This is a genomic window from Salarchaeum sp. JOR-1, from assembly GCF_007833275.1.
Lineage (GTDB): Archaea > Halobacteriota > Halobacteria > Halobacteriales > Halobacteriaceae > Salarchaeum.
The window spans coordinates 899,110-923,821 of record NZ_CP042241.1 but is presented as its reverse complement, the minus strand read 5'-3'; the positions used below and the strand labels follow the sequence as shown (position 1 = coordinate 923,821).

The 24,712-nt window shown below is 67.7% G+C and carries 28 protein-coding genes; 18 read left to right on the top strand and 10 right to left on the bottom strand.

What is annotated here, in order from left to right; translation table 11 throughout:
• Positions 1-170: 170 nt before the first annotated feature.
• From FQU85_RS05840 to FQU85_RS05820, 5 genes are all read right to left on the bottom strand, one after another.
• Complete coding sequence (locus FQU85_RS05840) at positions 171-449, bottom strand: hypothetical protein (RefSeq protein WP_145845575.1); 279 nt, start codon at positions 447-449, stop codon at positions 171-173.
• A 37-nt stretch (positions 450-486) separates the two neighbouring features.
• On the bottom strand, positions 487-2,346 hold the full coding sequence (locus FQU85_RS05835; RefSeq protein WP_145845573.1) for a cation:proton antiporter: 1,860 nt from the start codon (positions 2,344-2,346) through the stop codon (positions 487-489).
• Positions 2,347-2,466: 120 nt separating this feature from the next.
• Positions 2,467-4,398 carry a long-chain fatty acid--CoA ligase gene (locus tag FQU85_RS05830; RefSeq protein ID WP_145845571.1) on the bottom strand — a complete coding sequence of 644 codons (1,932 nt, stop codon included), beginning with the start codon at positions 4,396-4,398 and terminating at the stop codon, positions 2,467-2,469.
• Positions 4,399-4,407: 9 nt separating this feature from the next.
• Positions 4,408-5,319, bottom strand: a complete 912-nt coding sequence (locus FQU85_RS05825; protein WP_145845569.1) for an MBL fold metallo-hydrolase — start codon at positions 5,317-5,319, stop codon at positions 4,408-4,410.
• A 48-nt stretch (positions 5,320-5,367) separates the two neighbouring features.
• Positions 5,368-5,619 (bottom strand): hypothetical protein, encoded by a 252-nt coding sequence (locus FQU85_RS05820; RefSeq protein ID WP_145845566.1) that lies wholly within the window; start codon positions 5,617-5,619, stop codon positions 5,368-5,370.
• A gap of 132 nt (positions 5,620-5,751) precedes the next feature.
• Here FQU85_RS05820 and FQU85_RS13295 point away from each other — a divergent pair, with 132 nt between their 5' ends.
• The 9 genes from FQU85_RS13295 to serS all read left to right on the top strand — a co-directional run bounded on the left by FQU85_RS13295 (position 5,752) and on the right by serS (position 16,035).
• Positions 5,752-5,928 carry a hypothetical protein gene (locus FQU85_RS13295; RefSeq protein WP_168219939.1) on the top strand — a complete coding sequence of 59 codons (177 nt, stop codon included), beginning with the start codon at positions 5,752-5,754 and terminating at the stop codon, positions 5,926-5,928.
• Positions 5,929-6,047: 119 nt separating this feature from the next.
• Entirely contained in the window at positions 6,048-7,958 is a 1,911-nt protein-coding gene (locus tag FQU85_RS05815; RefSeq protein ID WP_145845564.1) for an acetate--CoA ligase, read from the top strand.
• A 112-nt stretch (positions 7,959-8,070) separates the two neighbouring features.
• Positions 8,071-9,747 carry a bacterio-opsin activator domain-containing protein gene (locus FQU85_RS13460; protein WP_206022072.1) on the top strand — a complete coding sequence of 559 codons (1,677 nt, stop codon included), beginning with the start codon at positions 8,071-8,073 and terminating at the stop codon, positions 9,745-9,747.
• Between the two features lie 84 nt (positions 9,748-9,831).
• Positions 9,832-11,826 (top strand): acetate--CoA ligase, encoded by a 1,995-nt coding sequence (acs, locus tag FQU85_RS05805; protein ID WP_145845557.1) that lies wholly within the window; start codon positions 9,832-9,834, stop codon positions 11,824-11,826.
• A 42-nt stretch (positions 11,827-11,868) separates the two neighbouring features.
• On the top strand, positions 11,869-12,255 hold the full coding sequence (locus FQU85_RS05800) for a DUF4212 domain-containing protein (protein ID WP_145845555.1): 387 nt from the start codon (positions 11,869-11,871) through the stop codon (positions 12,253-12,255).
• Positions 12,255-13,943 (top strand): cation acetate symporter, encoded by a 1,689-nt coding sequence (locus FQU85_RS05795; RefSeq protein ID WP_145845552.1) that lies wholly within the window; start codon positions 12,255-12,257, stop codon positions 13,941-13,943. The genes FQU85_RS05800 and FQU85_RS05795 overlap by 1 nt, the downstream gene beginning before the upstream one ends.
• Positions 13,943-14,404 (top strand): universal stress protein, encoded by a 462-nt coding sequence (locus tag FQU85_RS05790; protein WP_145845550.1) that lies wholly within the window; start codon positions 13,943-13,945, stop codon positions 14,402-14,404. The genes FQU85_RS05795 and FQU85_RS05790 overlap by 1 nt, the downstream gene beginning before the upstream one ends.
• Position 14,405: 1 nt before the next feature.
• A complete protein-coding gene (locus FQU85_RS05785) occupies positions 14,406-14,609 on the top strand; it encodes a hypothetical protein (RefSeq protein ID WP_145845548.1) in 204 nt (67 codons plus the stop codon).
• Between the two features lie 52 nt (positions 14,610-14,661).
• Positions 14,662-16,035: a serine--tRNA ligase gene (gene serS, locus FQU85_RS05780; protein WP_145845546.1), complete on the top strand. Its 1,374-nt coding sequence runs from the start codon at positions 14,662-14,664 to the stop codon at positions 16,033-16,035.
• Here the strand turns inward: serS and FQU85_RS05775 are convergent.
• Positions 16,032-16,352: a nuclear transport factor 2 family protein gene (locus FQU85_RS05775; RefSeq protein ID WP_145845544.1), complete on the bottom strand. Its 321-nt coding sequence runs from the start codon at positions 16,350-16,352 to the stop codon at positions 16,032-16,034. The genes serS and FQU85_RS05775 overlap by 4 nt on opposite strands.
• A gap of 79 nt (positions 16,353-16,431) precedes the next feature.
• Between FQU85_RS05775 and FQU85_RS05770 the strand changes: the two genes are divergently transcribed.
• Both FQU85_RS05770 and FQU85_RS05765 read left to right on the top strand, forming a co-directional pair.
• Complete coding sequence (locus FQU85_RS05770) at positions 16,432-16,932, top strand: DUF367 family protein (RefSeq protein WP_145845542.1); 501 nt, start codon at positions 16,432-16,434, stop codon at positions 16,930-16,932.
• A 41-nt stretch (positions 16,933-16,973) separates the two neighbouring features.
• A complete protein-coding gene (locus FQU85_RS05765) occupies positions 16,974-17,174 on the top strand; it encodes a hypothetical protein (RefSeq protein ID WP_145845538.1) in 201 nt (66 codons plus the stop codon).
• A 53-nt stretch (positions 17,175-17,227) separates the two neighbouring features.
• On the opposite strand, the gene FQU85_RS05760 is transcribed toward FQU85_RS05765, so the two are convergent.
• Complete coding sequence (locus tag FQU85_RS05760) at positions 17,228-17,377, bottom strand: 50S ribosomal protein L40e (protein ID WP_145845536.1); 150 nt, start codon at positions 17,375-17,377, stop codon at positions 17,228-17,230.
• Positions 17,378-17,451: 74 nt separating this feature from the next.
• Positions 17,452-18,063, bottom strand: a complete 612-nt coding sequence (locus FQU85_RS05755; protein ID WP_145845534.1) for an MBL fold metallo-hydrolase — start codon at positions 18,061-18,063, stop codon at positions 17,452-17,454.
• A gap of 69 nt (positions 18,064-18,132) precedes the next feature.
• Here FQU85_RS05755 and FQU85_RS05750 point away from each other — a divergent pair, with 69 nt between their 5' ends.
• The 4 genes from FQU85_RS05750 to hisH are packed head-to-tail and all read left to right on the top strand — an operon-like array spanning position 18,133 to position 20,225.
• On the top strand, positions 18,133-18,309 hold the full coding sequence (locus FQU85_RS05750; protein WP_145845532.1) for a DUF5786 family protein: 177 nt from the start codon (positions 18,133-18,135) through the stop codon (positions 18,307-18,309).
• Positions 18,306-18,848 carry a DUF99 family protein gene (locus FQU85_RS05745; protein WP_145845530.1) on the top strand — a complete coding sequence of 181 codons (543 nt, stop codon included), beginning with the start codon at positions 18,306-18,308 and terminating at the stop codon, positions 18,846-18,848. The genes FQU85_RS05750 and FQU85_RS05745 overlap by 4 nt, the downstream gene beginning before the upstream one ends.
• A 25-nt stretch (positions 18,849-18,873) precedes the next feature.
• A complete protein-coding gene (locus FQU85_RS05740) occupies positions 18,874-19,461 on the top strand; it encodes a uracil-DNA glycosylase family protein (RefSeq protein ID WP_145845528.1) in 588 nt (195 codons plus the stop codon).
• A gap of 53 nt (positions 19,462-19,514) precedes the next feature.
• Positions 19,515-20,225, top strand: coding sequence for an imidazole glycerol phosphate synthase subunit HisH (gene hisH / locus FQU85_RS05735; RefSeq protein ID WP_145845526.1), 711 nt, complete (start codon positions 19,515-19,517; stop codon positions 20,223-20,225).
• A gap of 44 nt (positions 20,226-20,269) precedes the next feature.
• Here the strand turns inward: hisH and FQU85_RS05730 are convergent, their stop codons facing one another.
• Both FQU85_RS05730 and FQU85_RS05725 read right to left on the bottom strand, forming a co-directional pair.
• Positions 20,270-21,424, bottom strand: coding sequence for an MFS transporter (locus FQU85_RS05730; protein ID WP_168219938.1), 1,155 nt, complete (start codon positions 21,422-21,424; stop codon positions 20,270-20,272).
• Between the two features lie 232 nt (positions 21,425-21,656).
• A complete protein-coding gene (locus tag FQU85_RS05725; RefSeq protein WP_145845519.1) occupies positions 21,657-21,995 on the bottom strand; it encodes a metal-binding protein in 339 nt (112 codons plus the stop codon).
• A gap of 207 nt (positions 21,996-22,202) precedes the next feature.
• Here FQU85_RS05725 and FQU85_RS13710 point away from each other — a divergent pair, with 207 nt between their 5' ends.
• From FQU85_RS13710 to aceB, 3 genes are read left to right on the top strand one after another with little or no spacing between them, the layout of a single operon-like run.
• A complete protein-coding gene (locus tag FQU85_RS13710) occupies positions 22,203-22,328 on the top strand; it encodes a hypothetical protein (protein ID WP_255473823.1) in 126 nt (41 codons plus the stop codon).
• Positions 22,321-23,370 carry an oxaloacetate decarboxylase gene (locus FQU85_RS05720; RefSeq protein ID WP_145845510.1) on the top strand — a complete coding sequence of 350 codons (1,050 nt, stop codon included), beginning with the start codon at positions 22,321-22,323 and terminating at the stop codon, positions 23,368-23,370. Before FQU85_RS13710 ends, FQU85_RS05720 begins: the two co-directional genes overlap by 8 nt.
• Entirely contained in the window at positions 23,363-24,673 is a 1,311-nt protein-coding gene (gene aceB, locus FQU85_RS05715; RefSeq protein WP_145845501.1) for a malate synthase AceB, read from the top strand. Before FQU85_RS05720 ends, aceB begins: the two co-directional genes overlap by 8 nt.
• Positions 24,674-24,712 lie beyond the last annotated feature (39 nt).

Genomic DNA, 24,712 nt, shown 5'->3' with positions numbered 1-24,712 from the left:
GTTCCCGCAGCGAGCGCAGCGGCGCGAGGAAACCCGACGCGGAAAAAGGTACTCGCGCCAGGGCGCGGCGATCACGTTCAAGCGCGACTAATCCGACCGCTCGCACCGCGAGCGGCCTTTTTACCGTAGCTTTTTCCGCGAGTGGTTCCCGCAGCGAGCGCGAGCGAGGGTTATTCGAGGTCGAGCGTGACGAGCCGACCGAGTTTCGTCCAGTCGTCCTCGGGGTGCTGGAGGCGGTGGACGGTCGGTGGCGTCCATTCGCCGGCGGTGCGGGTGGCGCGGAGTTCGAGCCAGTCGTCGCCGGATTCGGGGACGGCGGCGACGCGGACGCCGGTGTCGTCGTGTTCGGTGGCGGTGACGACGGCGGTATAGCGCTGGCTGTCGGTGGTTGCGTGCGCGCGGTCGCCGGGCGCGGCGCGAGTGAGCGCTCGCGCTAGCTCCTCGGACACGAGTATAGTGAACGGAAACGGCGCCCTAAAGCTAGGGTCACTCGCGCGGGTGGCACATCTCGAGGGCTTCCCGGACGGCTTCCTTTCGGCCGAGGAAGGTGAGGTGGTCGCCCTTCTGGAGGGTGCGGTCGCGGTTCGGCACTTCGTTCTCGCCGCTGCGGCCGACGAGCGCGATGATGCAGCCGTTCGGGAGTTTCTCGTCGAGTTCGTCGATGGTCATGCCGACGAGGTCGTCCGCGGTGACCTCGATCTCTTGGACGTCGCCCGAGCGGCCGATTTCGGTCATCCAGTTCGCGAGCGCGGGGCGCTCGATGAGGTTGTCGATGCCCCACGCGGTCGCCATCGCGCTGGAGACGGTGCGGACGCCGAGATCCTCGAAGGCGTCCACGTTATCGGGGTTGTTCGCGCGGGCGATGACCGTCTCGATGTCGAACTTGGAGTCCGCGAGCTGGCTGACCAGGAGGTTCGCGTCGTCGTCACCGGTCGCGGCGACCATGATTTTCGCCTTCTCCGCGCCGGCCTTCCGGAGGACTTCGGTGTCGGTGCCGTCGCCCTGGTGGACGGTGAAGCCTTCGTTGCGTGCGAGTTCGATGATCGATTCGTCCGATTCGATGATGACGACGTTCTCACCGCGGTCTTCGAGGCGCTCCGCGAGCGCTCGACCGACGGTGCCGCCGCCGACGATGATGACGCGCATGGGTATGATGTCGAGTAGTTCCGCGAACTGCCGGGCCGGGCCGCCTTCGAAGACGACCGTGAGGAGAATGACGAGGAAGACGGTGCCGACGAGCGTGCTCGCCGCGAGTTCCTGTCCGGCGTTCTGGAGTTGGACGGCGAACAGCGTCGCGACGGACGCCGGAATGATGCCGCGCGGGCCGACCGCGCTCATGAACGCGCGCTCTGCGACCGTGTACCGGTCGCCGAACGTGGACGCGAACACGGCGAGCGGCCGGATGACGGCCGCGACGAGGATTGCGACACCGATGCCGCCGAGGCCGAGACGGATGAGGTCTTCGAACTGGAGAAGCGCGGCGAGCGCGATGAAGACGAACGACAGCACGATGAGCGTGATGTCGCCCTTGAACGTCTCTATCTCCTTCTCGTAGGGGAGGTCGGCGTTCCCGAGGAGGACGCCGGCGGTCGCGACCGCGGCGATGCCGGCTTCCGAGAAGAGAGAGTTAGCGGCCGCGTACGCGACGAGCGCGCCGGCGAGCACGAGCAGGCGGGCGTTCTGCACCGCGCCGCCCGCGGAGAGATCGACGTGCCGGAGGAGGTACCAGATGATGCCGGCGACGAGCGCGCCGATGGCGATGCCGGCGCCGAGTCGGGACGCGAACGACTGCACGATCCCCATCGAGGAGTGGCTGGGGTTCACTACTTCGAACACGACGATGGCGAGGATGGCGGCCGTCACGTCGTTCACGACGCCTTCCGTCTCCATCGCCGCGCCGACGCGGTCGCGGACGGGGACGACTTCGAGAATCGGCGTGATGACCGTCGGCCCCGTCGCGACGAGTAACGCGCCGATGAGGAAGGAGAGATCCCACGCCGCGCCGAGCAGGAAGTGCACGGCGACTGACGTGCCGACGAGCGCGATGACTGCGCCGATAGTCACGAGCCGTAAGGTCTCACCGGGGGCTTCTCGGAGTTTCTCCCACTTCAGGTGGAATGCGCCCTCGAAGACGATGATGGCGACCGAGAGGCCGACGATGGCGGAGAGCGCGTCGAGGCCGAGAGCGCTCGGCGTGATGAGACCGAAGCCTTCCGGCCCCATCACGATGCCGGAGAGGATGAGGAACAGCACGCTCGGCACCTGGAACTTATCGGACAGTATCTGCGATCCGACGCCGAGCGCGATGATAGCCGCGACCAGTGGGATGACTTCCGACCCTGACACTACTCGAAAACAGGTATCCAAGCGTCATAAAAGGATGCGTTTCCCCTCAGAGAAATGTTGAACTCTACAATTTCTCCCGCATAAAATAGCACATAGACGGAAAATTCGAGTGTGAGCGCGTTACTCGTAGAGAGATTCGATTTCGTCCGCGTACCGCGCCTCGATGTTCCGGCGCTTCTTCTTCAGCGAGGGGGTGAGCATGTCGTTCTCCTCCGTGAACTCCTCCGGAACGAGCGCGAACCGCTTGATCGTCTCGAAGTCCTCGAGGCTCTCGTTCACGGCGTCGACCTCGCGCTGGATGCGCTCGTGCACGCGGTCGTCCCGGCAGAGTTCCGCGGGCGACTCGGGGAGCTCGAATCCCTCGCGATCCGCCCACGTCCGGACGCCCTCGACGTTCGGGACGACGACCGCGCCGACGAACTTCCGGTCGTCCCCGACGACCATCACCTGCTCGACGAGCGGCGACTGCGCGAACGCGTCCTCGATGGGGCCGGGCGCGACGTTCTTCCCCGTCGAGAGCGTGAGGAGCTGTTTCGCGCGTTCGAGGAACTGGATGTAGCCGTCGGATCGGAGGTCGACCACGTCGCCGGTGCGGAAGTACTCGTCCTCGGTGAACGCCGCGTCGGTCTCGTCGGGGAGTTCCCAGTAGCCCGAGAACACCTGGGGGCCCTTCACGAGCAGTTCGCCCACCCGGCCATCGGCGCGCTCGCGCTGCTCGGGCGTCGCGACGGACTCGTCGAGTTCGATCTCCGTGTCGACGACGACGGGGCCGATGGTGCCGACCTTCGGCTCCTCGGGCGGATTGACCGAGATGACGGGACTCGTTTCGGTGAGGCCGTAGCCTTCGAGCATCGGGAGGCCCATCCCGTGGAAGACGCGGGCGAGTCCGGGGTCGAGGCTGCCGCCGCCGCTGATGAAGTACTCGACGTTCCCGCCGAGCGCCTCTCGAACCTTCGAGTAGACGAGTTTGTCCGCGATCGCGTGCTTCGCGGAGAGCACGAGACCGGGGTTCTCGGCGGTGTAGTGGTCGCGTGCGACGCCGACCGCCCACTCGAAGATGCGCTCGCTGAGGTCGGAGCCGGACGCCTGCTCGCGCACCGCGTCGTAGAGTTTCTCGTACACGCGCGGGACGCTCGTCCCGGTCGTCGGCTCGACCAGGCCCATGTCCTCCTGGAGGGTGTCGGGGGACTCCGCGTAACAGACGTGCGCGCCGCTCCCGAACTGAAGGAAGTGCCCGGAGAGTCGCTCGAAGACGTGCGAGAGCGGGAGGTAGGAGACGAGACGGCTCTCCTCGTCGATGACGGGGAGGTCTCCCTTGTCGGGCCGCGGACCGAAGCGTTTCCGGCACTGGTTGACGTTCGACCGGAAGTTCCAGTGCGTGAGTTCCACGCCCTTCGGCTGGCCGGTCGTCCCGGACGTGTAGATGAGGCTCGCGAGGTCGTCGGGGTCGCGCTCGTCCAGCCATCCGAGGTAGGCGTCCTCGTCGTAGACCTCGCGGCCGCGCTCGTGAATCTCGGCGAACGAGTACACGTCGTCGCGGCCGCTCTCGAATTCGTCCATCACGACCACCCACTCCACGTCGAGGTCGTCCTCCACGGCGAGCACGCGCTCCAGGAGTTCCTGATCCTCGACGACGACCCCGGTCGCGCCGGAGTCCCCGAGGAGGTAGGACACCTGGCGTTCGCTCGAACTCGGATAGACGGTGGTGATGACGCCGCCCGCGGCGAGCACGGCGAAGTCGGTCTGCGCCCACTCCATGCGGGTGTGTGCGAACACGCCGACGCGGTCGTCGGGACGGAGGCCGAGGTCGCGGAAGCCGGCGGCGAGGTTCCGAACCAGCGCGCGCATCTCGTCGTACGTGACGTTCGCGTACTCGCCTCCGGGGGCCGCCGGCAGCACGTCCGGAGTGAGCGTGCGGTCGTAGACACCGCCCTTGTACCCCTGTGCGGGGCGGTCGGCGTGTCGCTCGGCCGCGTCCTCGAAGAGCCGGGGGAGCGTCGTTCGGCCGATGACCGCGTCCTCGTACTCCCGCTCCGCGTCCTGCCAATTCATACCATGGGGTTAGTCCCGGGAGTTCTTAAGGTATCCCAACACGCCACGCACGTTCATCGCGGTTTCCTCGCGGGCCTTCCGCGACCCCCAGACCGCGGAGATGTCCGTGTTCTCCGCGAAGTACTCCTGTACCGCCTCCCCGTCGCCGAGTTCCGCGTACTTCGCCTCGACCGCCTCGACCCACTCCGTGAGTGTGTCCGCGTAGCCGGCGAGTCGGTCGTCCACGTCGTCCGCGACCGGCCCGAAGTGCGGATAGAGCAGTGCGTCGGGGTCGAGGTCGCGAATCATCGACACGTCGTCGAGGCACTGTTCGAGGTCGAAGTTCGGCGGCGGACTCGTCTCCCGGACGGCGTCGCGGTCGGGGACGTAGATGCCGGCGGCGTCCGCGACGAAGACGGCGTCGTCGCGGTCGTCGCGGAACACGACCTGGTGGGGGGCGTGGCCGGGCGCGTGATGCACGTCGAGCGCGCGAGAACCGAGGTCGATCGTGTCGCCGTCCGTGAGCTCGACCACGCGCTCCTCGGGGACGGGCGTCGGTTCGACGTAGAACTGCCACTGGTCGCCGACCGCGTTCTTCGTGCCCGCGACGAGCCGGCTCGGGTCGACGAGGTGGCGCGCGCCGAGTTCGTGGACGTACACGTCCGCGTTCGGGCAGGCCTCCGCGAGCAGGCCCGCGCCGCCCGCGTGGTCGAGGTGGACGTGCGTCGGCGCGATGACTTCGACGTCCTCGCGGGCGATACCGGCCGCGTCGAGCGCGTCGAGGATGCGCTCGTAGTTCGTGCCGATGCCGGCGTCGACGATAGCGGGGCGCTCCGCGTCCACGACGTAGACCGCGCCGTACTCCGCGGTGTCGTACATGCCGGTGTCGACGTAATGGATGTCGGTGCAGGAGGGGACGGCGGCGACGTCTCCGGGTTGCATACTCGAAGCGCGGTGGCGCGCACCCAAAAGCGTTGATGCACCGAGTGGTCACGTCGTCGTCCGCGTCCCGGAGTTCACGATTACCTGTAGCTCGGTGCGTCGCGGTGGCTCGGTCTCCCCGAGGAGCCACGTTTCGACGATGGACTCCCAGTTCGGCTCGCTATTCGTGGGCTCCTGCGGTTTGATGTCGACCGTCACCGAGTACGTCCGCCCGTCGAGGCGGGAGCGCGCCCCCGAAACAGTTCGGTCGGCCGGCAGTTTGAGCGTGGTAACCCCCACGAACCGGTCCTCGTAGTCCATCCGGACGTACCGCGAGTACGCCCGCGAGAACGCCTCGATATCTCGAAAGACAGCGCGCGCGTCGTCCGGGTCGTGTACCAGCGCCTGGGCCGACGGAACGATATCGCCCGAATCGACGGAGAGCGTGGTGAGATGCTCGTCGTCGAAAAAGAACGACGTTCGATATGCACGCGGGAGTTATTCATCGGCGTCCAAGTAGGAGGTACAGCCGGCGAGCGCGGCCAGTCCGCCGAGGCCGCTGGCGACGAACGCGCGTCGGTTCATGACGCGTTTCGTTCACCTCGCCACACAAATCTTGTGGACGAGTGAGACGTACAGTGAGCGCGGGCCGAGGAAGCGGCGCTATACGACAGCTCCCACTAAACTGACCGGGTAGCGGCGACGGGGCGACTCTTATGGGCGCGCGCCCCGAAGCCGTACGTGAGACGATGGACGATGGACGACCCGGGCGTGAGCGCCCGGCGGACGTAGCGCCACCCGAAGCGTTCGCGGCGGACGCGAACGTCACGGCCCCGCTGCGCGACGAGTACGACGCGAACTGGCCCGAGTGTTGGGCGGCCGCGGGCGACAGCCTCGACTGGATAGACGACTACGACGAGGTGTTAGACCGCGACGGCGAGCGCGCGACCTGGTTCGCGGGCGGGCGGTTGAACGCCGCGGCGAACTGCGTGGACCGCCACGTCGAGGCGGGGCGGAAGAACCGCGCCGCCATCAAGTGGGAGGGAAAGCGCGGGGAGACGCGGACGTACACGTACCAAGACCTCCACCGCGAGGTGAACGCGTTCGCGGCCGCGCTCCGCGACCTCGGCGTCGCCGAGGACGACGTGGTGACGCTCTACCTCCCGATGGTTCCCGAACTCCCCATCGCGATGCTCGCCTGCGCGCGCATCGGCGCCGTACACTCCGTGGTGTTCGCGGGGTTCTCGAAGGACGCGCTGGCGACCCGCCTCGAACAGACCGGCTCCACCCTGCTGGTGACGTGCGACGGCTACTACCGCCGCGGCACCGCGTACGACCTGAAGAGCAAGGCGGACAACGCCGCGCTCGCGGTGGAGCAGTCCGTTCAGCAGGTCGTCGTCGACCGACTCGGGGACGGCCGCGCGCTCGACGGCGACCACGCCTACGACAGCCTCGTGGCCGACCACGCGGGCGCGGAGGTCGACCCAGTGCCGCGGGACGCCGACGACGCGCTGTTCGTCATCCACACGTCGGGCACGACCGGGGAGCCGACGGCGGTCCGCCACGCCACCGGGGGCTACCTCGCGCACGTCGCGTGGACGAGCGAGACCGTTCTCGACCTCTCCCACGAGGACACCCACTGGTGCAGCGCGGACGTGGGCTGGATCACCGGCCACTCCTACATCGTGTACGGCCCGCTCGCGCTCGGCGCGACCACCGTGATGTACGAGGGCGCGCCCGACCACCCCGAGCGCAACCGCATCTGGGAGATCGTGGAGCGCAACGCCGTGGACGTGTTCTACACCGCGCCGACCGCCATCCACTCCTTCATGAAGTGGGGCGCGGAGTACCCGGAGAAGCACGACCTCTCCAGCCTCCGCCTCCTCGGCACGGTCGGCGAGCCGATCGACGAGACGGCGTGGTGGTGGTACTACGAGCACATCGGGAACGGGGAGTGCCCCATCGTGGACACGTGGTGGCAGACCGAGACGGGGGGCATCCTCCTCTCGACGCTTCCCGGGGTGGACGGAATGCGGCCGGGCGCGGCGGGCCCGCCGATTCCGGGCGTCGACGCGGACGTGGTGGACGCGCGCGGCGACCCCGTCGACCCGGACGAATCCGGGATGCTCGCGGTGACGCGGCCGTGGCCGGGGATGGCGGACTCACTCCGCGACGCGGCGACCCGGGGCGGCTGGACGTACGATACGGGCGACACGGCGACGGTCGACGAGGCGGGCTACATCCGGTTGCTCGGGCGGCGCGGCGACCTCTTGAACGTCGCGGGCCGCCGCCTCGGAACCGCGGAGGTGGAGTCCGCCATCGTCGGCGTCGAGGGCGTCGCCGAGGCCGCCGTCGTCGGTGGCGGGGGCGGGGCTGGCACGTCACTGTACGCGTACGTCAGCCCGCGGAAGAACGTGAGCGCGACCGATCCGCTCCGCGAGCGCGTTCGGGAAGCGGTCGCGGACGCCATCGGTCGGTTCGCCGCGCCCGACGTGGTCGTGTTCACGCCCGACCTCCCGAAGACGCGCTCGGGGAAGCTGATGCGGCGGTACCTCGAACGCATCACGAACGGCGAGGACATCGAGGACACGTCCGCGCTCCGGAACCCCGAAATCGTCGGCGAACTCGAATCCATCGTCGACGGCGTTTCGGAATCGTAGACGGAGTCCGAAACAGTATTCCGGAATTCCGACCGCTTTCGAGCTAGTTTCGAAGTAATGGGCTGTATAGACCCCAACACTTATTCGCAAGAGCGAGGTTTTCCGAAACAGTATGTCGAGGGCGCTCACGGTGGCGGAGTACGAGCGCGTCGCGCGGGCAGCGCGAACGTACCGGGAGGCGCTCGTCGTCGCGCTCTGCGGGCGCGTCGGCCTCCGCTCCGGCGAACTCGCTGACGTGAAGCCGAGTCACCTGACCGAACGGTCTTTCGACGGCCGGACGCACGCCTTCCTGCGCGTGCCGAACGACGGCAGGCGCGCGTACGTGCCCGCCGACGTGTCGCGGGAGTTCGAGCGGTACGTGAACGCGAACAGCGTCGGCGCGGACGAGTGCGTGTTCGACGTGACGCCGCGCCGCCTCCAGATGCTCGTCTCCGAGGTCGCGACTCGGGCCGCGGACGACGCCGACGGCGACCGGCTCGCAGACGCCGCGGCGCGCGACCTCCGCGGCGGGTTCGCGCGCCGCCACCTCGACGACGGCGTCGACCCCCGAGTGGTGCGCGCGACCGGTGGCTGGGCGGGCCTCGACAGCCTCGAACCGTACATCGAACAGCCGACCGACCGCGAGATAGCGGCCGCGATGACCGACGACGAACAGACGGTCGCAGGGGACGCGGTGCCGTTCGCGGGTGCGTCGCGGCGGCTCGGCGCGGCGCTCGACGACGTGTCGACACGGGACGCGGTGGATCGCGCGGCCTGTGAGGCGCTCGCACCGGCGTTCCCCGCGGTCTGGACGTGCGACGAGCACGGCGACCTCCAGGAGTGCGCGGGCGTGGACGCGGAGACCGCGAGCGCGACCCTCCGAGAGAGCGTGCGGGAGACGGGCCTGCTGGATCGCCACGGCGTGGACGAGCGGGGCGCGTTCGCCGAGCGCGCGCTCGACGCCGAGCGCTGGGGGCGAGACGGGACGGTCGCGGCGAGCGCGATACGGTCGAACGGGACGCCCCACGGCCTCCTCTGTGCCGTCACCGAAAACGGTGAGACCGAGGGGCTGCGGGAGTTCCTCGTGGACGCGGGCCGACGGATCGGCTGGACGACTGCCGCGGTCAAGCGCAAGCGCCTGCTCGTCGCGGACACCGGCGTCGAACTCTCCTTCGGCGTCACCGACGGGTCGTTCTTCGTCACGGCGTCGCGCGAGCTGGACTGCGCGTTCGACCTGGAGGGGTTGGTGCCCGTGGAGGACGGCGACCTCCTGTGTTTCGTCATCGCGAGCGGCGCGTCCGTGGAGGACATCCTCGCGCACGCGGACGGAGACGACAGGGTGCGGGACGTACGCCTCATCCGCGACCACGGCGACCGCGCGCACCTCGAGTGCATCGTCTCCGCGGATACGCCGACCGGCGTCGTGGTGGATCGCGGGGGCGCGGTCGAGGCGCTCTCGATCGCTGACGGCGACGGCGACCTCACCGCGGTCTTCCCGAAGGCCGTGGACGTGCGGGGGGTCGTAGAGGCCGTCACCGACCGCTTCGGCGGCGTGGAACTCCGCGCGAAACGCGAGACGGAGCGCCGCCCGCAGACGACCGACCTCCGGCAGACCATTCAGGAAGACCTGACGGAGAAACAGCGCGCCACCCTCCGCGCGGCGTACTTCGGCGGCTACTTCGAGTGGCCGCGCGGGAGCACGGCGGAGGAGTTGGCGGACGCGATGGACGTCTCGGCGCCGACGCTCCACAACCACCTGCGCAAGGCCCAGCAAAAGTTGCTGACGGCCGCGTTCACCGACGACGCGTAGGATGACGGCTTCGATTTCGCGGGCGGGATTACGATAATTAGCGAGGGTGCTTTTTATGCCTATTATCGACTATTACGCTACACCATGTCAGGCGACGACGCGGATGTCGAACTGGAAGCACGGCTCGAAGAGCAGGCCGAGTTCGAGCCGCCGGAGGCGTTCGTCGAACAGGCGAACGTCTCCGACGAAGGCATCTACGACGACTTCGACGAGAACTGGCCCGAGTGCTGGGAGGCGGCCGCCGACCTCCTCGACTGGGACGACGACTACGACCAGGTGCTGGACGACTCGAACCCGCCATTCTTCGAGTGGTTCACGAACGGCAGTCTGAACGCTTCAGCGAACTGTCTCGACCGGCACCTCGACGAGCGCGGCGACGAGGCCGCAATCGAGTGGGTCGGGGAACCGACGGACGAGGAGAACCGGACGTACACGTACGAGGATCTCCACCGGGAGGTCAACGAGTTCGCGGCCGGACTCCGGGAGATGGGTGTCGGCGAGGGCGACATCGTCACCCTCTACATGCCGATGATTCCCGAACTCCCCATCGCGATGCTGGCGTGTGCGCGCATCGGGGCGCCGCACTCGGTCGTGTTCGCCGGGTTCAGCGCCGACGCGCTCGCCACCCGGATGAACGCGGCGGACTCCGAGTACCTCGTGACGTGCGACGGCTACTACCGCCGCGGCGACCCGCTCGACCACCTCGACAAGGCGAACGAGGGACTGAGCGGCGTCGAACACGACGTCTCTGACGTGGTGGTCGTCGACCGCCTCGGCGACGACGGCTTCGGCCACGACCTCACCGACACCCAGCGCGACTACGACGACGTGGTCGCCGCCAACGAGGGCGCGGAGGTCGACCCGGTCGAGCGCGACGCGGAGGACATGCTCTTCCTGATGTACACCTCGGGAACGACCGGGGAGCCGAAGGGCGTGAAACACACCACGGGCGGCTACCTCTCGTGGGCGGCGTGGACGAGTCAAGCGGTCCTCGACATCAAGCCCGAGGACACCTACTTCTGCAGCGCCGACATCGGCTGGATCACCGGCCACTCCTACATCGTGTACGGCCCGCTCGCGCTCGGAACGACGACGATGATGTACGAGGGAACGCCGGACTACCCCGAGCGCGACCGGCTCTGGGAGATCATCGAGGAGTACGAGGCGACCCAGCTGTACACCGCGCCGACCGCGATTCGGTCGTTCATGAAGTGGGGCTCCGAGTTCCCCGACCAGCACGACCTCTCCAGCCTCCGCCTCCTCGGCACGGTGGGTGAACCCATCAACCCCCGCGCGTGGAAGTGGTACTACAAGCACATCGGGAAGGAGAACTGCCCCATCGTCGACACGTGGTGGCAGACCGAGACCGGCGGAATGATGATAACCACGCTCCCCGGCGTGAAGCAGATGAAGCCGGGGAGCGCCGGCCCGCCGCTCCCCGGTCTCGACGTGGAAATCGTCGACACGAACGGCGACGAGATCGAGCCCGGCCGCGCGGGCTACCTCACGGTGCAGAAGCCGTGGCCCGGGATGTTGCGCACGCTCTACAAGAACGACGAGCGCTACATCGACGAGTACTGGGCCGAGTACTCCGACACCGACTCGGACGACCCCGACGACTGGGTGTACTTCCCGGAGGACGGCGCGAAGATAGACGAGGACGGCTACATCACCGTCCTCGGCCGCGTCGACGACGTCATCAACGTCTCCGGCCACCGGCTGGGGACGATGGAGATCGAGTCCGCCATCGTCGGCGTCGAGGGCGTCGCTGAAGCCGCCGTCGTCGGCGGCGACCACGACATCAAGGGCGAAGCCGTGTACGCGTACGTCATCACGGAGGACGGCTACGAGGGCGACGACGACCTCCGCGAGGACATCGTCGCGGGCATCGAGGACGCCATCGGCCCCATCGCGCGGCCCGAGAGCGTCGTGTTCACGCCCGAGCTCCCGAAGACGCGTTCCGGGAAGATTATGCGTCGCCTCCTGGAGGACGTCGCGAACGAGGAGGAGCTCGGCGACACCTCGACGCTCCGGAACCCCGAAATCGTCGAAGAGATCCGCGACCAGGCAGAGAACTAACCACTCGAAACAGCGGTTCCACCATATTCAACGTGAGACACTATGACAGAAAATGACAGGCACGATTCGGACGACGAACGAACCGCTCCCGACGGCGGCACCGCCACGGCGGCGCAACGCCACCGGGAGACGAACTACCTCCAAGAGGAAGTGAACCTCCTCAATCCGAGCACGGAGTTCATGCGCGACCACCTCCGCCTCATCTGGACCGGCTTCATCATCTGGGCGGTGCTCGTCTTCGGCCCGGTGACGGCGACCGCGCTCGCGCCCGAGACGATGACGATGACCATCCCCGGCGGCTTCCCGCTGCACTACTTCCTCGTCGCCGTCTGCGCTCCCGCAGGGGCGCTCATCCTCTCGTTCTGGTACGCGCGCCGACGCGACGCGCTCGACGAGAAGTACGGCATCAGCCACGGAGGTGACGCCTGATGAGTCTGCTCCTCCCGATGCAGAGCGGCCTGCTCCCCGAGGGACTGAACGTCTCGTTCAAGCTCATTCCCGCCATCCTCGTGCTGGCGATGCTCGCATTGTTCCTCGTCATCGGCTTCGTGTTCAAGGTCGCCGACACCGAGGGCATGTGGGTCGCCGGACGCTCCATCGGGAACGTCGAGAACGGCATGGCCATCGGCGCGAACTGGATGAGCGCCGCGTCCTACCTCGGCATGGCCGCGCTCATCGCACTCAGCGGGTTCTACGGACTCGCGTTCGTCGTCGGCTGGTCGACCGGGTACTTCATCCTCCTCATCTTCATGGCCGCCCAGATGCGGCGGTTCGGGAAGTACACCGCGCCCGACTTCGTCGGCGACCGCTACAACTCCGACACCGCGCGCGCAATCGCCGCCGTCACCACGTTCCTCATCGGGTTCGTGTACGCCATCGGGCAGGCGCGCGGCATGGCTCTCGTCGGCCTCTACATCTTCGGCGACCTCGGCATCCTCGGCCTCACCGGCTATCAGTCGATGGTCGTCTTCATGATGGCCATCACGGTCGGCTACCTGAGCATCTCCGGCATGATGGGTGCGACGAAGAACATGGCCGTCCAGTACGTCATCCTCATCGTCGCGTTCCTCGCCGGTCTCTACGCCGTCGGCTACGTGAACGGCTATTCCACCGTCCTGCCGCACATCGAGTACGGCCAGCTGTTCAGCGTGCTGAGCAACGAGTTCAGCGAGCCGTTCGTCCACCAGAGCTACTACCTCTGGATCGCGACCGCGTTCTCGCTCGTGGTCGGAACCTGCGGCCTCCCGCACGTCCTCGTTCGGTTCTACACGGTCGACTCCGAGCGCACCGCGCGCTGGTCGACGGTGTGGGGGCTCGGCTTCATCTGCCTCCTCTACCTGAGCTCGCCCGCGTTCGCCGCGTTCGGCACCGACCTCTACTCGAACCAGATCGGTGACGTGTACGGCGACCCCGGGATGACGAGCGCGGCCGGCGACGTCATCGTCGTGCTCGCCGCGCAGCTCTCGAACCTCCCGCAGTGGTTCGTCGGTCTCGTCGCGGCTGGCGGTATCGCCGCCGCCATCGCGACGGTCGCCGGCCTGTTCATCGCCGGGTCGTCCGCCATCTCGCACGACATCTACGCGAACATCATCAACCCGGACGCGACCCAGCGCCAGCAGGTGCTCGTCGGCCGCCTGAGCATCGTCGCGCTCGGCGTCATCACGACGCTCGCCGCGCTCAACCCGGCAGCCCCCATCGCGGCGCTCGTGTCGTACGCGTTCTCGCTCGCCGGCGCGGTGCTGTTCCCGATGTTCTTCCTCGGTCTGTGGTGGGAGAACACGAACCGTCAGGGCGCGCTCGCCGGCATGACCACGGGCCTCGTCATCTGGATAATCCCGATGATCAACGAGGTGCTGCCGGCGTACGTGGCGTCGCTCGACAGCACTATCTCCCCGACGCTCGCGCAGTGGGTGCCCGCCATCGGCTCCGCGCTCATCGCGGTTCCCGTCGTGTTCGTCGTCACCATCGGCGTGTCGCTCGTGACGGAGGAACCGGACATGGAGACGAAACAGCTCGTCCGGCAGTGTCACAGCCCCGAACCGATGGACCGCATGGAGTCCGCGGAGGAAGCGGTGTCCACCGACGGCGGCGAGGACATCGAGGGAGGTGACGCGTGATGTACGACCGCATCCTCGTCCCGACCGACGGCAGCGACGTCTCGGAGGTCGCGATCGAGCACGCCGTCGACCTCGCCGAGAAGTACGACGCCGAGGTTCACGCGCTCTACGTCGTCGACGTGGACGCCGTGAGCTTCGGCCTCGGCGCGGAGCAAGTCGACCGCATCCGCCAGGGCCACCTCGGCGAGATGGAGGAAGTAGAACAGAAGGCCAACGACGCCACGGGCGCCGTCGCCGACGCCGCGGCCGAACGCGGCATCGACGTCGCGGAAGCGGTGCGAGTCGGCCAGCCGCACGCGGTCGTCGCGGACTACGCCGAGGACGAGGACATCGACCTCGTCGTCATCGGCAGCCACGGCCGCAGCGGCGTGCGCCGCGCGCTCCTCGGGAGCGTCACCGAGCGCGTGCTCCGCTCCACCCGCAAGCCCGTGCTCGTCGTGGACTTCGAACCGGAGGACTGAGATGGGCGTCATCGACTCCGTCCGCGAGCAGAAGTCCGGAATGATGGCGGACCTCGTGTTCGCCGTCGCCTGGGTCGTGGGCGTGAACCTCCTGTTCGACCTGACGAACGGCCCCGAGTGGGCGTACTACCTCTGCATGTTCGCGGGGGTAATCGCGTACTTCGGGTTCTTCACGTCGCTGGAGATGGCGCGGGCGCAGCAGTAGCCCGCGCCCCGCACTCCGACACGATTTTGGCGGCCCCGACAGAAGCGAGCGTATGCTCAGCCGTCAGTTCGTCCGGGAGAACCCTGAGGCGGTCCGCGAAGCCCTCGACAACAAGGGCGTCGACGTCGACCTCGACCGCATCCTCGAAGTGGACGAGGAGTGGCGCGACCTCAAGGCCGAGGGCGACGACCTCCGCCACGAACGGAACGAAGTCAGCTCGAAGATCGGCGAACTCAAGCAGGAAGGCAAGGAGGCGGAGGCCGAGGACGCCATCGAGCGGTCGAGCGAACTCAAGGAGCGCATCGAGGCGGTCGAGGACCGGGCGGACGAACTCGAAGCCGAACTCGAAGAACGCCTGCTCGAACTCCCCCAGATTCCGCACGAGAGCGTTCCCGTCGGCGAAGACGAGTCGGAGAACGTCGAGCGCCGCCGCGAGCTGTTCGACGACCTGCGCGACCTCCCCGAGGAGGTGGTGCCGCACTACGACCTCGGCGAGGAACTCGACATCCTCGACTTCGAGCGCGGCGCGAAAGTCTCCGGCGGCGGGTTCTACTTCGCGAAGGGGGACGGCGCGAAACTCGAACACGCTCTCGTCCAGTTCATGCTGGACGTCCACCGCGAACAGGACTACGTGGACGTGTTCCCGCCGATACCCGTGAATTCGGCGTCGATGCGGGGGACGGGGCAGTTCCCGAAGTTCACCGAGGACGCGTACCGACTCGGCGGATCGAACGAGGAGGCGTACGACGACGACGACCTCTGGCTCCTCCCGACCGCCGAAGTCCCGGTGACGAACATGTACCGGGACGAGATTCTGCTCAGCGAAGACCTCCCGCTCAAGCACCAGGCCTACAGTCCGAACTTCCGCCGGGAGGCCGGCGAGCACGGCACCGAGACCCGGGGTATCGTGCGCGTCCACCAGTTCAACAAGGTGGAGATGGTGAACTTCGTCGAGCCAGAGAACAGCTACGAGCGCTTCGAGGGCCTCGTGAACGAAGCGGAAGAAGTGCTTCGCCGCCTCGAACTCCCCTACCGCATCCTGGAGATGTGCACGGGCGACCTGGGGTTCACGCAGGCGAAGAAGTACGACCTCGAAGTGTGGGCGCCCGGCGACGACATGGAAGAGGGGCCCGATGTCGGAGGGCGGTGGCTCGAAGTGTCGTCGGTGTCGAACTTCGAGGACTTCCAGGCGCGCCGCGCGGGCATCCAGTACCGGCCGGAGAAGCACGAGAGCGCGGAGTACGTCCACACCCTGAACGGGTCGGGGCTCGCCGTGCCGCGCATCGTCGTCGCGATCCTCGAATACTACCAGAACGAGGACGGAACGGTCGACGTGCCCGAGGCGCTCCGGCCGTACATGGGCGGCCAGGCGGTCATCGAGGGCGGCGAGAAGGTCGGGGAGTCCGCGCTCGGCGCGCAGGACTAATCCGCGTACGTCCGCAGTCGTTCTATCTTTTCGCCGGTCTCGAACACGTCCACGAACGCGAACAGGAGTTCGTCGGGCGCGAACAGGTGGCCGTGCGCGACCGCGCCGTCCACGCCCGCCGTCACCGAGTCCACGACGTGTTTCGTGTCGGTGCGCGGGCGGTCGTCCCGCATGAAGGAGACGAACTCCTCGCGGCCCGCGAGCGTGCGGTCGGGCCGGACGTGGGTGAAGTCGGGCGCGAGTACCGCTCGGAGCGCCTCGTAGTCGCCCGCGTCGATGGCGTCGTAGTAGGCGTGCGCGAGGTCGACCGAGTCCATACCCGGTGGTGAGCGCTCGACGGACAAGAAACCGCGGGGCGAACGCGGCGCTTTTGCCCGACGCGGGCGAAACGGAGGCGTGGAGTTACACGTCCGGTACGAGGGCGACGACGACCCCGAGAAGTGCACGGCGCGAAAGCTCGCGCGCTTCGACCTCGCGGAGTTACACCGCTCCGCGAGCGCGACCCCGTACGGCGTCGTCCTGAACCCGCACGCCGAGGTCGCGCTCAGCCCCGCGGACGCCGACCACCAGCGGCTCGTCGCACTCGACTGCTCGTGGGAGACCGCGGAGAAAGCGATGTTCGAGATGCCGGGCGACCACCGCGCCCTCCCCTTTTTGGTCGCCGCGAACCCCGTGAACTACGGCCAGCCCTTCCAACTCAACACCGTCGAGGCGTTCGCCGGCGCGCTCTGCATCCTCGGCGAGCGAGAGCACGCGGAGGAAATCCTGGCGAAGTTCACCTGGGGACACACCTTCCTCGAACTCAACGAGGAACCGCTTCGGCGATACGCGGAGTGCGAGGACTCGACGGAGGTCGTCGAAATCCAGCAGGAGTACCTCGACGCCGGCGGAGAATAGTCGGAATTTTTACTTGTGGAACGGGAGTTGTCGCCGACAAGATGGAAGACCGCCCTCCGATAGGAGTGACGCTCATACTCGTGGGGCTCGCACTTCTGGTGTTAACGGCCTCGCGAGGAGTCACCGAACTCGCTCAACTCAACGGAGGGAGCTCAGGGATAATATCGGGGATGGCGTTCCTCGGCGGCGCGGCGCTTCTCGTCGTCTCGCTCGCGTTCCTCGCAGACCACGCGCTGAACTGAGCGGGTAAGCACCCCGCTCGCGGTGCGGTCGAAACGAACGGACGTGTCGAGAATTAGGCGGAGCGGCGTTCGCGGGCCTTCGGGCGGAGGTTCCCGTAGCCGCACTTCCGGCAGTTGTCGGCCTCCTTGGGGTTGCGGGCGTTGCAGCGCATGCACACCTGTTTGTCGAGGAGTCGGTCTTCGACGGAGATTTCCTTGCTCATACGGGAGTTCTCGACGGCGAGGCGTTTAAACCTTGAGAAACACGCCCACTCGCGGACACGACCACCGCTACGGCTTACTCGTCGGGGTATTTCGGTTCGCGGCGTTCGGCGCGTTCGAGCGCGCGTTCGACGACCGCGCGCACGTCGCCGTGGAAGACGCCGCCGTGGCCGCTGTACATGTGTTCGACGGCGTCGTCCATTCGCGAGAGGAGGCGCTGAATGCTCTCGATGAGCGCTTCTCGACTCTGGCCGGGCATGTCGGTGCGGCCGAAGCTCCCGTCGTCGAACGCGCCGTCGTCGTGAACGACCACGTCGCCGCTGAAGAGGCTGGACTGGGAGACGAGGGAGACGTGGTCGTCGGCGTGTCCGGGCGTGTGCACGACCTCGAAGGACTCGTCGGCGATAGTGACGGTGTCGCCGTCCGCGAGTTCGTGGGTTCTGTGGGAGTGGTCGGCGTACGCGTACACGTCGGGGTCGAACGCCTCGACGACGGCGTCGAGTTCCGCGACGTGGTCGCCGTGCTGGTGGGTGAGGACGACGCGGTCGAGGGTGTCGGTGTGCTCGCGGACGACATCCTCGACGCCGGGCATCGCGCCGGCGTCGACGAGCGTCGCGGTGTCGTCGAGCGCGAGGTAGGCGTTACAGGTGAAGGTGTCCGCGTCCGCGGTGACGGTCGTGACGTTCATACGCGGGGAGACGGGCGGGCGCGTCAAATAGGCGGGGAATTTTTGAATCCGTCGCCCCATGGAACACACATGGGCTTCGGTAGTTACGACGAGTCCGAACAGGAGAACCAGAACCTCGACTCGGACATCGACGAGAGCGCGAGCGTCGATACCGAAGAACACGCACACAGGGGGGAGGTCGATTACGAGATAGACGCGTCGAACGACGAGCTGCTGGACAAGCTCAAGGACATCAAGAGCGAGTGAAGTCGGGGACGCGCGCGCTCGGCCTCGCCGAATCCTACACCGGCGAGGAGTCGACGCTCGCCGGGGCCGTGGTGCGTGCAGACCGCGTCGTAGACGGCTTTTCGTTCGGTTCGTGCACCGTCGGCGGCCTCGACGCCACCGACTGCGTTATCGACATCTGGAACGACCTCGACCGACCCGACGTACAGTACCTCTTCGTGGCGGGCGTCGCGCCGGCGTGGTTCAACGTTCTCGACCTCCCGCGGATTCACGAGTCCGTCGAACGACCGACGCTCTCCGTGTCGTTCGAGGAGAGCCCCGGCCTCGGCGACGCCATCCGACGCGAGTTCGACGACCCCGGGCGCCGTCTCGCCATCTACGAGCGCCAGCCGCCGCGCGAGGAGGTGGTGGTGGACGACGAGTCGGTGTTCGTGCGGTCGGTCGGCTGCGACGACCCCGCGAGCGTGGTGCGGGCGTTCACGCCGGCGGGCGGGCGGCCCGAACCGGTTCGGGTGGCGCGACTCGCGGCGCGCGCGGCGGACGACTACCGCACCGGTTAACCCCCCGTCGGCCGACGTGGCGGGTATGGAGAACATGGACGGCCTCGACGTGACCGCGTGCGAGCGCTGCGGCGACCTCGTGGAGTCGCGCTCGCGCATCGTGAACGGCACGGGGCCCGCGGACGCGGACGTGGTGTTCGTCGGGGAGGCACCGGGCGAGCAGGAAGACCGGGAGGGCGTGCCGTTCGTCGGGCGGAGCGGCGACGTGCTCGACAGCGCGCTCGGCGAGCACGGCCTCCCCCGGAAGCGGGTGCGAATCACGAACTGCGTGCGGTGTCGCCCGCCGGACAACCGCGACCCCAGCACGGAGGAACTCGCGAACTGCCGGCCATATCTGGAAGCCGAACTCGACCAGATCGACCCCGAGGTCGTGGTGACGCTCGGGAAGGTGCCGAGTGAGCACCTGCTCGGACGGGACGTGGCGGTGACGAGCGAAGCGGGCACCGTCGAAACCGTCGAACTCGGGAGCAAGCGCCGGGACGTCCTCGTCTGCGTGCATCCGGCGGCGACGCTCTACGACCGCAGTCAGGAGGAGACGTTCGACGCGACCATCGAGAAGGCCGCGACCGTCGCGGGCGTCGCGGGCGGACAGGCGACGTTCGACGACTACTGAGGCCGAACGACGGAGGGGAAAACGACTTGCCCGCGGTCGGCGTACCCACTCGCATGAGCACTACGGACGCCCAGCGGCAGGCGGCGGCGTCGGTCGTCGTCGTGGACTACGGCCTGGGGAACCTGCGGAGCGTGACGCGCGGCCTCGAACGCGCGGGCGCGTCCGTCACCATCACCGAGGACACCGACGAGATCCTGAACGCGGACGGCGTCGTCCTCCCCGGCGTCGGCGCGTTCAGCGAGGGCATGGAGAACGCGGGGCCGTTCCGCGACACCCTGCTCGACGTGGCGGAGTCGGGGACGCCCCTGTTCGGCATCTGCCTCGGGATGCAGATGCTGCTGGAGGGCAGCGAGGAAGCCAGTCGGGACGGCGAGGGCGACGTGGACGGTCTCGGGCTGATTCCGGGACGGAACGTCCGGTTCAGCCAGGGCCAGAAGGTGCCGCACATGGGCTGGAACGAACTGGACGTGCAGCGCAGCCACCCCCTCGTTGAGGGCGTCGACAGTGTCTCGTCGGAGACGCGGTTGGCCGACGGAACCGCGGGCGGTTCCGTCGACGGCGAGTACGCGTACTTCGTGCACTCCTACTACGCGGAGCCCGACAACGGCGTGAACGTCGTTGCGACGACCGACTACGAGGTCGAGTTCGCGTCCGTCGTCGCGAACGAGGCGGGGAACGTGTTCGGCACGCAGTTCCACCCGGAGAAGTCCGGTGAGACGGGGCTGAGGATTCTGCGGAACTTCGTCGACATCTGCGCCGAGTGAGCCGCGGGCGGTGTGTCGGGCGTGTTGGGTGGGTCGGCGAGCGGTTACGCCGTCGTGGGGTGGCGGGCGTCGGCGACGGCGTGCACGGCGACGCCGACGAGCGCGAGGAGGACTGAGGCGGCGGCGAGGTAGGCGAACATGGACTGGACGCCGACGGCGTCGACGAGCCAGCCGGCGACGATGTGGCCGAGCGCGCCGCCCGCGCCGACGCCGACGCTCGTGAGGAGGGTCTGGGCGGTGGAGTGGAGGCCGTCGGGCGCGCAGTCGTGCGCGAGGTTGACGAGCGCGAAGAAGAGGAGGGCGAGGCCGACGCCGAGGCCGACGTTCGCGAGGAGGACGGAGCCGAGCGTGGGGAAGAGCGTGAGGCCGGCGTAGCCGGCGGCGAACCCGAGGCCGCCGACGGAGACGAGGCTGCCGTAGGAGAGCGCGGTGCGTCCGACGGCGAGGAAGACGACGGTTTCCGCGACAGTCTTGAGCGCCCACGCCGCACCCGTGTAGCCGTCGCCGAGGCCGACGGCGCGCATGTAGACGGAGAAGAATGCGTCGCCGGATCGGGAGACGAACCCGAGGAGGAACGCGGCGACGAGCACGACCTGGAACTGGCGGCGCGCGAGCAGGCCGATGGCTTGCGTGCCGAGGCCGCCCTCCAGGATGGACTCCTCGTCGTCGGGGATGGTGAGCGCGAGCGCGACGAACACGGCCATGCCGGCGATGTAGAGGTAGACGACGAGCAGGGTGGTGGTGTAGGCGAGCAGGAAGCCGATGACGAGGACGGCGATGCCGAAGGATGTGGAGCCGAAGCTTCGGGCGTAGCCGTAGTCGAAGCCCTCGCGGAGGACGAGCGCGTTCGACAGCGGGACGATGGGGGCGCGGCCGACGGCGAACAGGGCGGTGCCGGCGGTGATGAGGAGGAAGGCGTCGCCGGGGAGGCTTGCGCCGAGGGGATAGGAGAGGAGGGACAGCGCGGAGACGGTGGCGGCGACGACGAGCACGCGGGCGGGCGAGCGCGTGTAGTCCGCGACGAACCCCCAGAGGGGTTGGACGACGACGCCCGCGGTGATCATCACCATCCCGACGATGCCCATCTCGACGCCGGACATCCCCATCTCCTCTAAGAGGACGTTCCGGAACGCGGCGAACCCGCTGAACGCCGCGAAGAACACGAAGTAGAGCGCGGGGTAGCGATAGCGACTGTCCACCCGTCGGGTCAGAACGGGCAGGCACCTGAACGTGATGATTCGCGCGAACTGTGAGAAAAACAAGCATGGAGTGGGCGGAAGACACCGCCGTCGCGGTACGGAGACGGACGCGGTCGCGGTGGTAGGTTCGGGGATGACGCGGCGGCCGGCAGGCCGCCGTCTGCGTGCGCCCACGGCAGGGGTGGGACATGAAAAGGGGTCAGCCCGACGCTTCGCGTCGGGCTGAGGGCTTTCAGATGAAGTCCCGGACGTCCGAGTAGTACATGTCGTGGTGGTCGAGTTCGTCGATAGCGTGGGCGATGTCGGCGGCGAGGGCGTGCCAGCAGCGTTGGCCGTCGTCGGGGTCGATGTTGTAGGTGGAGTCCTGGCAGTGGCAGCCGCCGTTTTCGACGACGTATTCGTCGTGGTGGCCGACGACGACGGTGAAGTCGTTGTATTCTTTGACGCGGCGTTCACTGACGGCTTCGATGGCGCGTCGGCCGCGGTCGCCGTGCGCGTGGAGGATTCGTTGGACGATGCTGGGCGTGAGGGCTCCCGCGTTTCGGAGGTCGTCGCGCCAGTCGTCCGTCACGGCCGGGTTTGGTGGGGGCGTGGTTTAGCCGGTTCGATTGGCCCACCAGCGCGTCCTTAATGATTATTAATTCTTATCCACCCATATTACATTATCAATCATTAACTTTATCGTGGTGTTCCACACCTACCTGGACGCAATGGCAGTACACCACCGGACCTCCGACGCCCGCACCGCCTATCGACCAACCCCAGCCACCACGACATAATGTCCGAATACACCGATATAGAGAACACCGGCGCGCCGGCCGTCCCGGATCTGACGAACACCACCGACCCCCGCGAGGACTACGACGAAACCGTCCTCAGCCACCGAATCCAGACCAATGAGTGACTACCCAGACTATACGCACCGAGACATCGACAACCCAGCCGGCCGCGAGTTCCGCGACAAGCTGGAGAACCAGGACTACGTGTTCGCGCCCGGCCTGTACCACGCGCTCGACGCCCGGCTCGCCGAACGCGCCGGTCTCGACGCCGCCTACATGAGCGGGTACTCCACCGTCCTCGGCCAGTTCGGCTTCCCCGACCTCGAGATGGTCACGATGACCGAGATGGTGGAGAACGCGAAGCGCATCGTCGACGCCACCGAACTCCCCGTCGTCGCGGACGCCGACACCGGGTACGGCGGCGTGCACAACGTCCGACGCGCCGTCCGCGAGTACGAGAAGGCCGGCGTCGCCGCCATCCACATCGAAGACCAGACCTCGCCGAAGCGCTGCGGCCACATCGCCGGCAAGCAGATCGAAGACCGCGAGACCGCGCGCTCGCGCTTCGAAGCCGCCGTGGACGCGAAGCAGTCCGAGGACACCGTCATCATCGCCCGCACGGACGCCTACGGCTCCGCGAACGGCGACTGGGAGGAACACCTCGAACGCGGCCGCATCTACGCCGACGCCGGCGTCGACCTCGTCTGGCCCGAGATGCCGGATCCGAGCCGAGAGGACGCCGTCGAGTACGCCGAAACGATCCACGAGACCCACCCCGACCTCGACCTCGCGTTCAACTACTCCTCCTCGTTCGCGTGGAGCGAAGAAGAGGATCCGCTGACGTTCGAGGAGCTCGGCGACCTCGGCTACAAGTACCAGTTCATCACGCTGTACGCCCTCCACTCCGGCGCGCACGCGGTGTACGAGGACATGAAGAACATCGCGGAGAACGACGAACAGGCGCAGTTCGACCTCGAAGACCGCTACCTGGGTCACGAGACGGAGAGCCACCACGAGATGTCGCTCGTGCCGCGCTACCAGGAGATCGAGGCGGAGTTCGACCCGGACGCCAAGCAGCGGATGGAGGAATCGGCCGGCTTCACCGAAGACGAGTCCGACCCGATCACGGCCGACGGAGACACGCCGGAGCAGACGCAGGATGACTGATCCGACAGACCGCCACTACGACCGCGAGTTCGTTCGGTCGTTCTTCACGAGTCCGACGGCGGTGGACGGCGAGGACGACTCCGCGAAGATGCTGCGGCGCGCCGCCCAGCTCCGCGGCCTCGAAGCGCCCGACGTGTGGGTGCCGGACAACGAGGACGCGACCGCCCCCTCGATGCGTGACGAGGGCGCGCGGAACATCGCGGAGGTCGTTTCAGAGCACGGCGCGGACTTCCCCGGCGAAATCCATCCGCGGGTCGTCTGGCACCGCGACAGCCCCGAAACCCGGTACCGAGGGTTCCAGCACATGCTCGAGATCGCCGACCCCGAGAACGGCGCGGTCGAGCACATCGACGGGTTCGTCATTCCCGAGGTCGGCGACCTCGACGACTGGAAGAAGGCCGACGAGTTCATCACCATCGTGGAGACCGAACACGGCCTCGAACCCGGCAGCCTCTCGATGTCCGTCATCATCGAGTCCGGGGAGGCCGAACTCGCGATGAGCGACCTCCGCGCTGAACTCGGGAACCCGAGCAACAACCTCGAACGGATGTTCCTGCTCGTGGACGGCGAGGTCGACTACACGAAGGACATGCGGGCGATGACGCCCACCGGCGAACTCCCCGAGTGGCCCGAGTTGCGGCACAACACGTCCCGGGGCGCGAGCGCCGCCGGCCTCGTGGCCGTGGACGGCCCCTACGACGACATCCGGGACGTCGCGGGCTACCGCGAGCGGATGGAGGAGAACCGCGCGAAGGGCATGACCGGAATCTGGTCGCTCACGCCCGGACAGGTCGTCGAGGCGAACACGGCCCCGCTCCCGCCGGAGTCCGGCCAGTGGCTGCTCGACGACGGCGGCGACGAGGTCGAACTCGACGCGCAGGGCGGCCGCCAGATCTACCGGGGCGACCGCCTCGAACTCGAGGAGACGGACACGGGCTACGAGCTCGAAATCGGCGGCGAAGAACGCGAGCTCGACGCGGACGAACTCCGTGAGGAACTGCTCAATCGGGCGTCCTACGTCCCGAGCATGGACGACATCGTGGACTCGATGGAGCAGTTCGAGGCCGCGAAGGAAGCCGGCACCGGCGCAATCGCGATGACGCGCGAGGCCACCATCGAGGTGGACGGCGTGACCGTGGACATCGAGAACGACCGGATGTGGGACGAAGCCACCTATCAGGCGGCGAAGACGCCCATCACGCTGTTCCAGGACGTGTACGAGCACCGCCCCGATCAGCACGACGAACTCGCGGAGCGGTACAGCGAGGACGTCGTGGAGCGCGCGGCCGCGGTCGGCGAGTAACCGATCCGCGGGGCTTTTTTCCGCGGGTCGCGGAGTCCG

Excerpts from the sequence above, each read along its gene's own strand:
- FQU85_RS05830 (WP_145845571.1), bottom strand. The coding sequence starts at position 4,398 with ATGAATTGGCAGGACGCGGAGCGGGAGTACGAGGACGCGGTCATCGGC.
- FQU85_RS05825 (WP_145845569.1), bottom strand. The coding sequence starts at position 5,319 with ATGCAACCCGGAGACGTCGCCGCCGTCCCCTCCTGCACCGACATCCAT.
- FQU85_RS05820 (WP_145845566.1), bottom strand. The coding sequence starts at position 5,619 with ATGGACTACGAGGACCGGTTCGTGGGGGTTACCACGCTCAAACTGCCG.
- FQU85_RS13295 (WP_168219939.1), top strand. The coding sequence starts at position 5,752 with ATGCTCGTCGTCGAAAAAGAACGACGTTCGATATGCACGCGGGAGTTA.
- FQU85_RS05815 (WP_145845564.1), top strand. The coding sequence starts at position 6,048 with ATGGACGATGGACGACCCGGGCGTGAGCGCCCGGCGGACGTAGCGCCA.
- FQU85_RS13460 (WP_206022072.1), top strand. The coding sequence starts at position 8,071 with ATGTCGAGGGCGCTCACGGTGGCGGAGTACGAGCGCGTCGCGCGGGCA.
- acs (WP_145845557.1), top strand. The coding sequence starts at position 9,832 with ATGTCAGGCGACGACGCGGATGTCGAACTGGAAGCACGGCTCGAAGAG.
- FQU85_RS05800 (WP_145845555.1), top strand. The coding sequence starts at position 11,869 with ATGACAGAAAATGACAGGCACGATTCGGACGACGAACGAACCGCTCCC.
- FQU85_RS05795 (WP_145845552.1), top strand. The coding sequence starts at position 12,255 with ATGAGTCTGCTCCTCCCGATGCAGAGCGGCCTGCTCCCCGAGGGACTG.
- FQU85_RS05790 (WP_145845550.1), top strand. The coding sequence starts at position 13,943 with ATGTACGACCGCATCCTCGTCCCGACCGACGGCAGCGACGTCTCGGAG.
- FQU85_RS05785 (WP_145845548.1), top strand. The coding sequence starts at position 14,406 with ATGGGCGTCATCGACTCCGTCCGCGAGCAGAAGTCCGGAATGATGGCG.
- serS (WP_145845546.1), top strand. The coding sequence starts at position 14,662 with ATGCTCAGCCGTCAGTTCGTCCGGGAGAACCCTGAGGCGGTCCGCGAA.
- FQU85_RS05775 (WP_145845544.1), bottom strand. The coding sequence starts at position 16,352 with ATGGACTCGGTCGACCTCGCGCACGCCTACTACGACGCCATCGACGCG.
- FQU85_RS05765 (WP_145845538.1), top strand. The coding sequence starts at position 16,974 with ATGGAAGACCGCCCTCCGATAGGAGTGACGCTCATACTCGTGGGGCTC.
- FQU85_RS05760 (WP_145845536.1), bottom strand. The coding sequence starts at position 17,377 with ATGAGCAAGGAAATCTCCGTCGAAGACCGACTCCTCGACAAACAGGTG.
- FQU85_RS05755 (WP_145845534.1), bottom strand. The coding sequence starts at position 18,063 with ATGAACGTCACGACCGTCACCGCGGACGCGGACACCTTCACCTGTAAC.
- FQU85_RS05750 (WP_145845532.1), top strand. The coding sequence starts at position 18,133 with ATGGGCTTCGGTAGTTACGACGAGTCCGAACAGGAGAACCAGAACCTC.
- FQU85_RS05740 (WP_145845528.1), top strand. The coding sequence starts at position 18,874 with ATGGAGAACATGGACGGCCTCGACGTGACCGCGTGCGAGCGCTGCGGC.
- hisH (WP_145845526.1), top strand. The coding sequence starts at position 19,515 with ATGAGCACTACGGACGCCCAGCGGCAGGCGGCGGCGTCGGTCGTCGTC.
- FQU85_RS13710 (WP_255473823.1), top strand. The coding sequence starts at position 22,203 with ATGTCCGAATACACCGATATAGAGAACACCGGCGCGCCGGCCGTCCCG.
- FQU85_RS05720 (WP_145845510.1), top strand. The coding sequence starts at position 22,321 with ATGAGTGACTACCCAGACTATACGCACCGAGACATCGACAACCCAGCC.
- aceB (WP_145845501.1), top strand. The coding sequence starts at position 23,363 with ATGACTGATCCGACAGACCGCCACTACGACCGCGAGTTCGTTCGGTCG.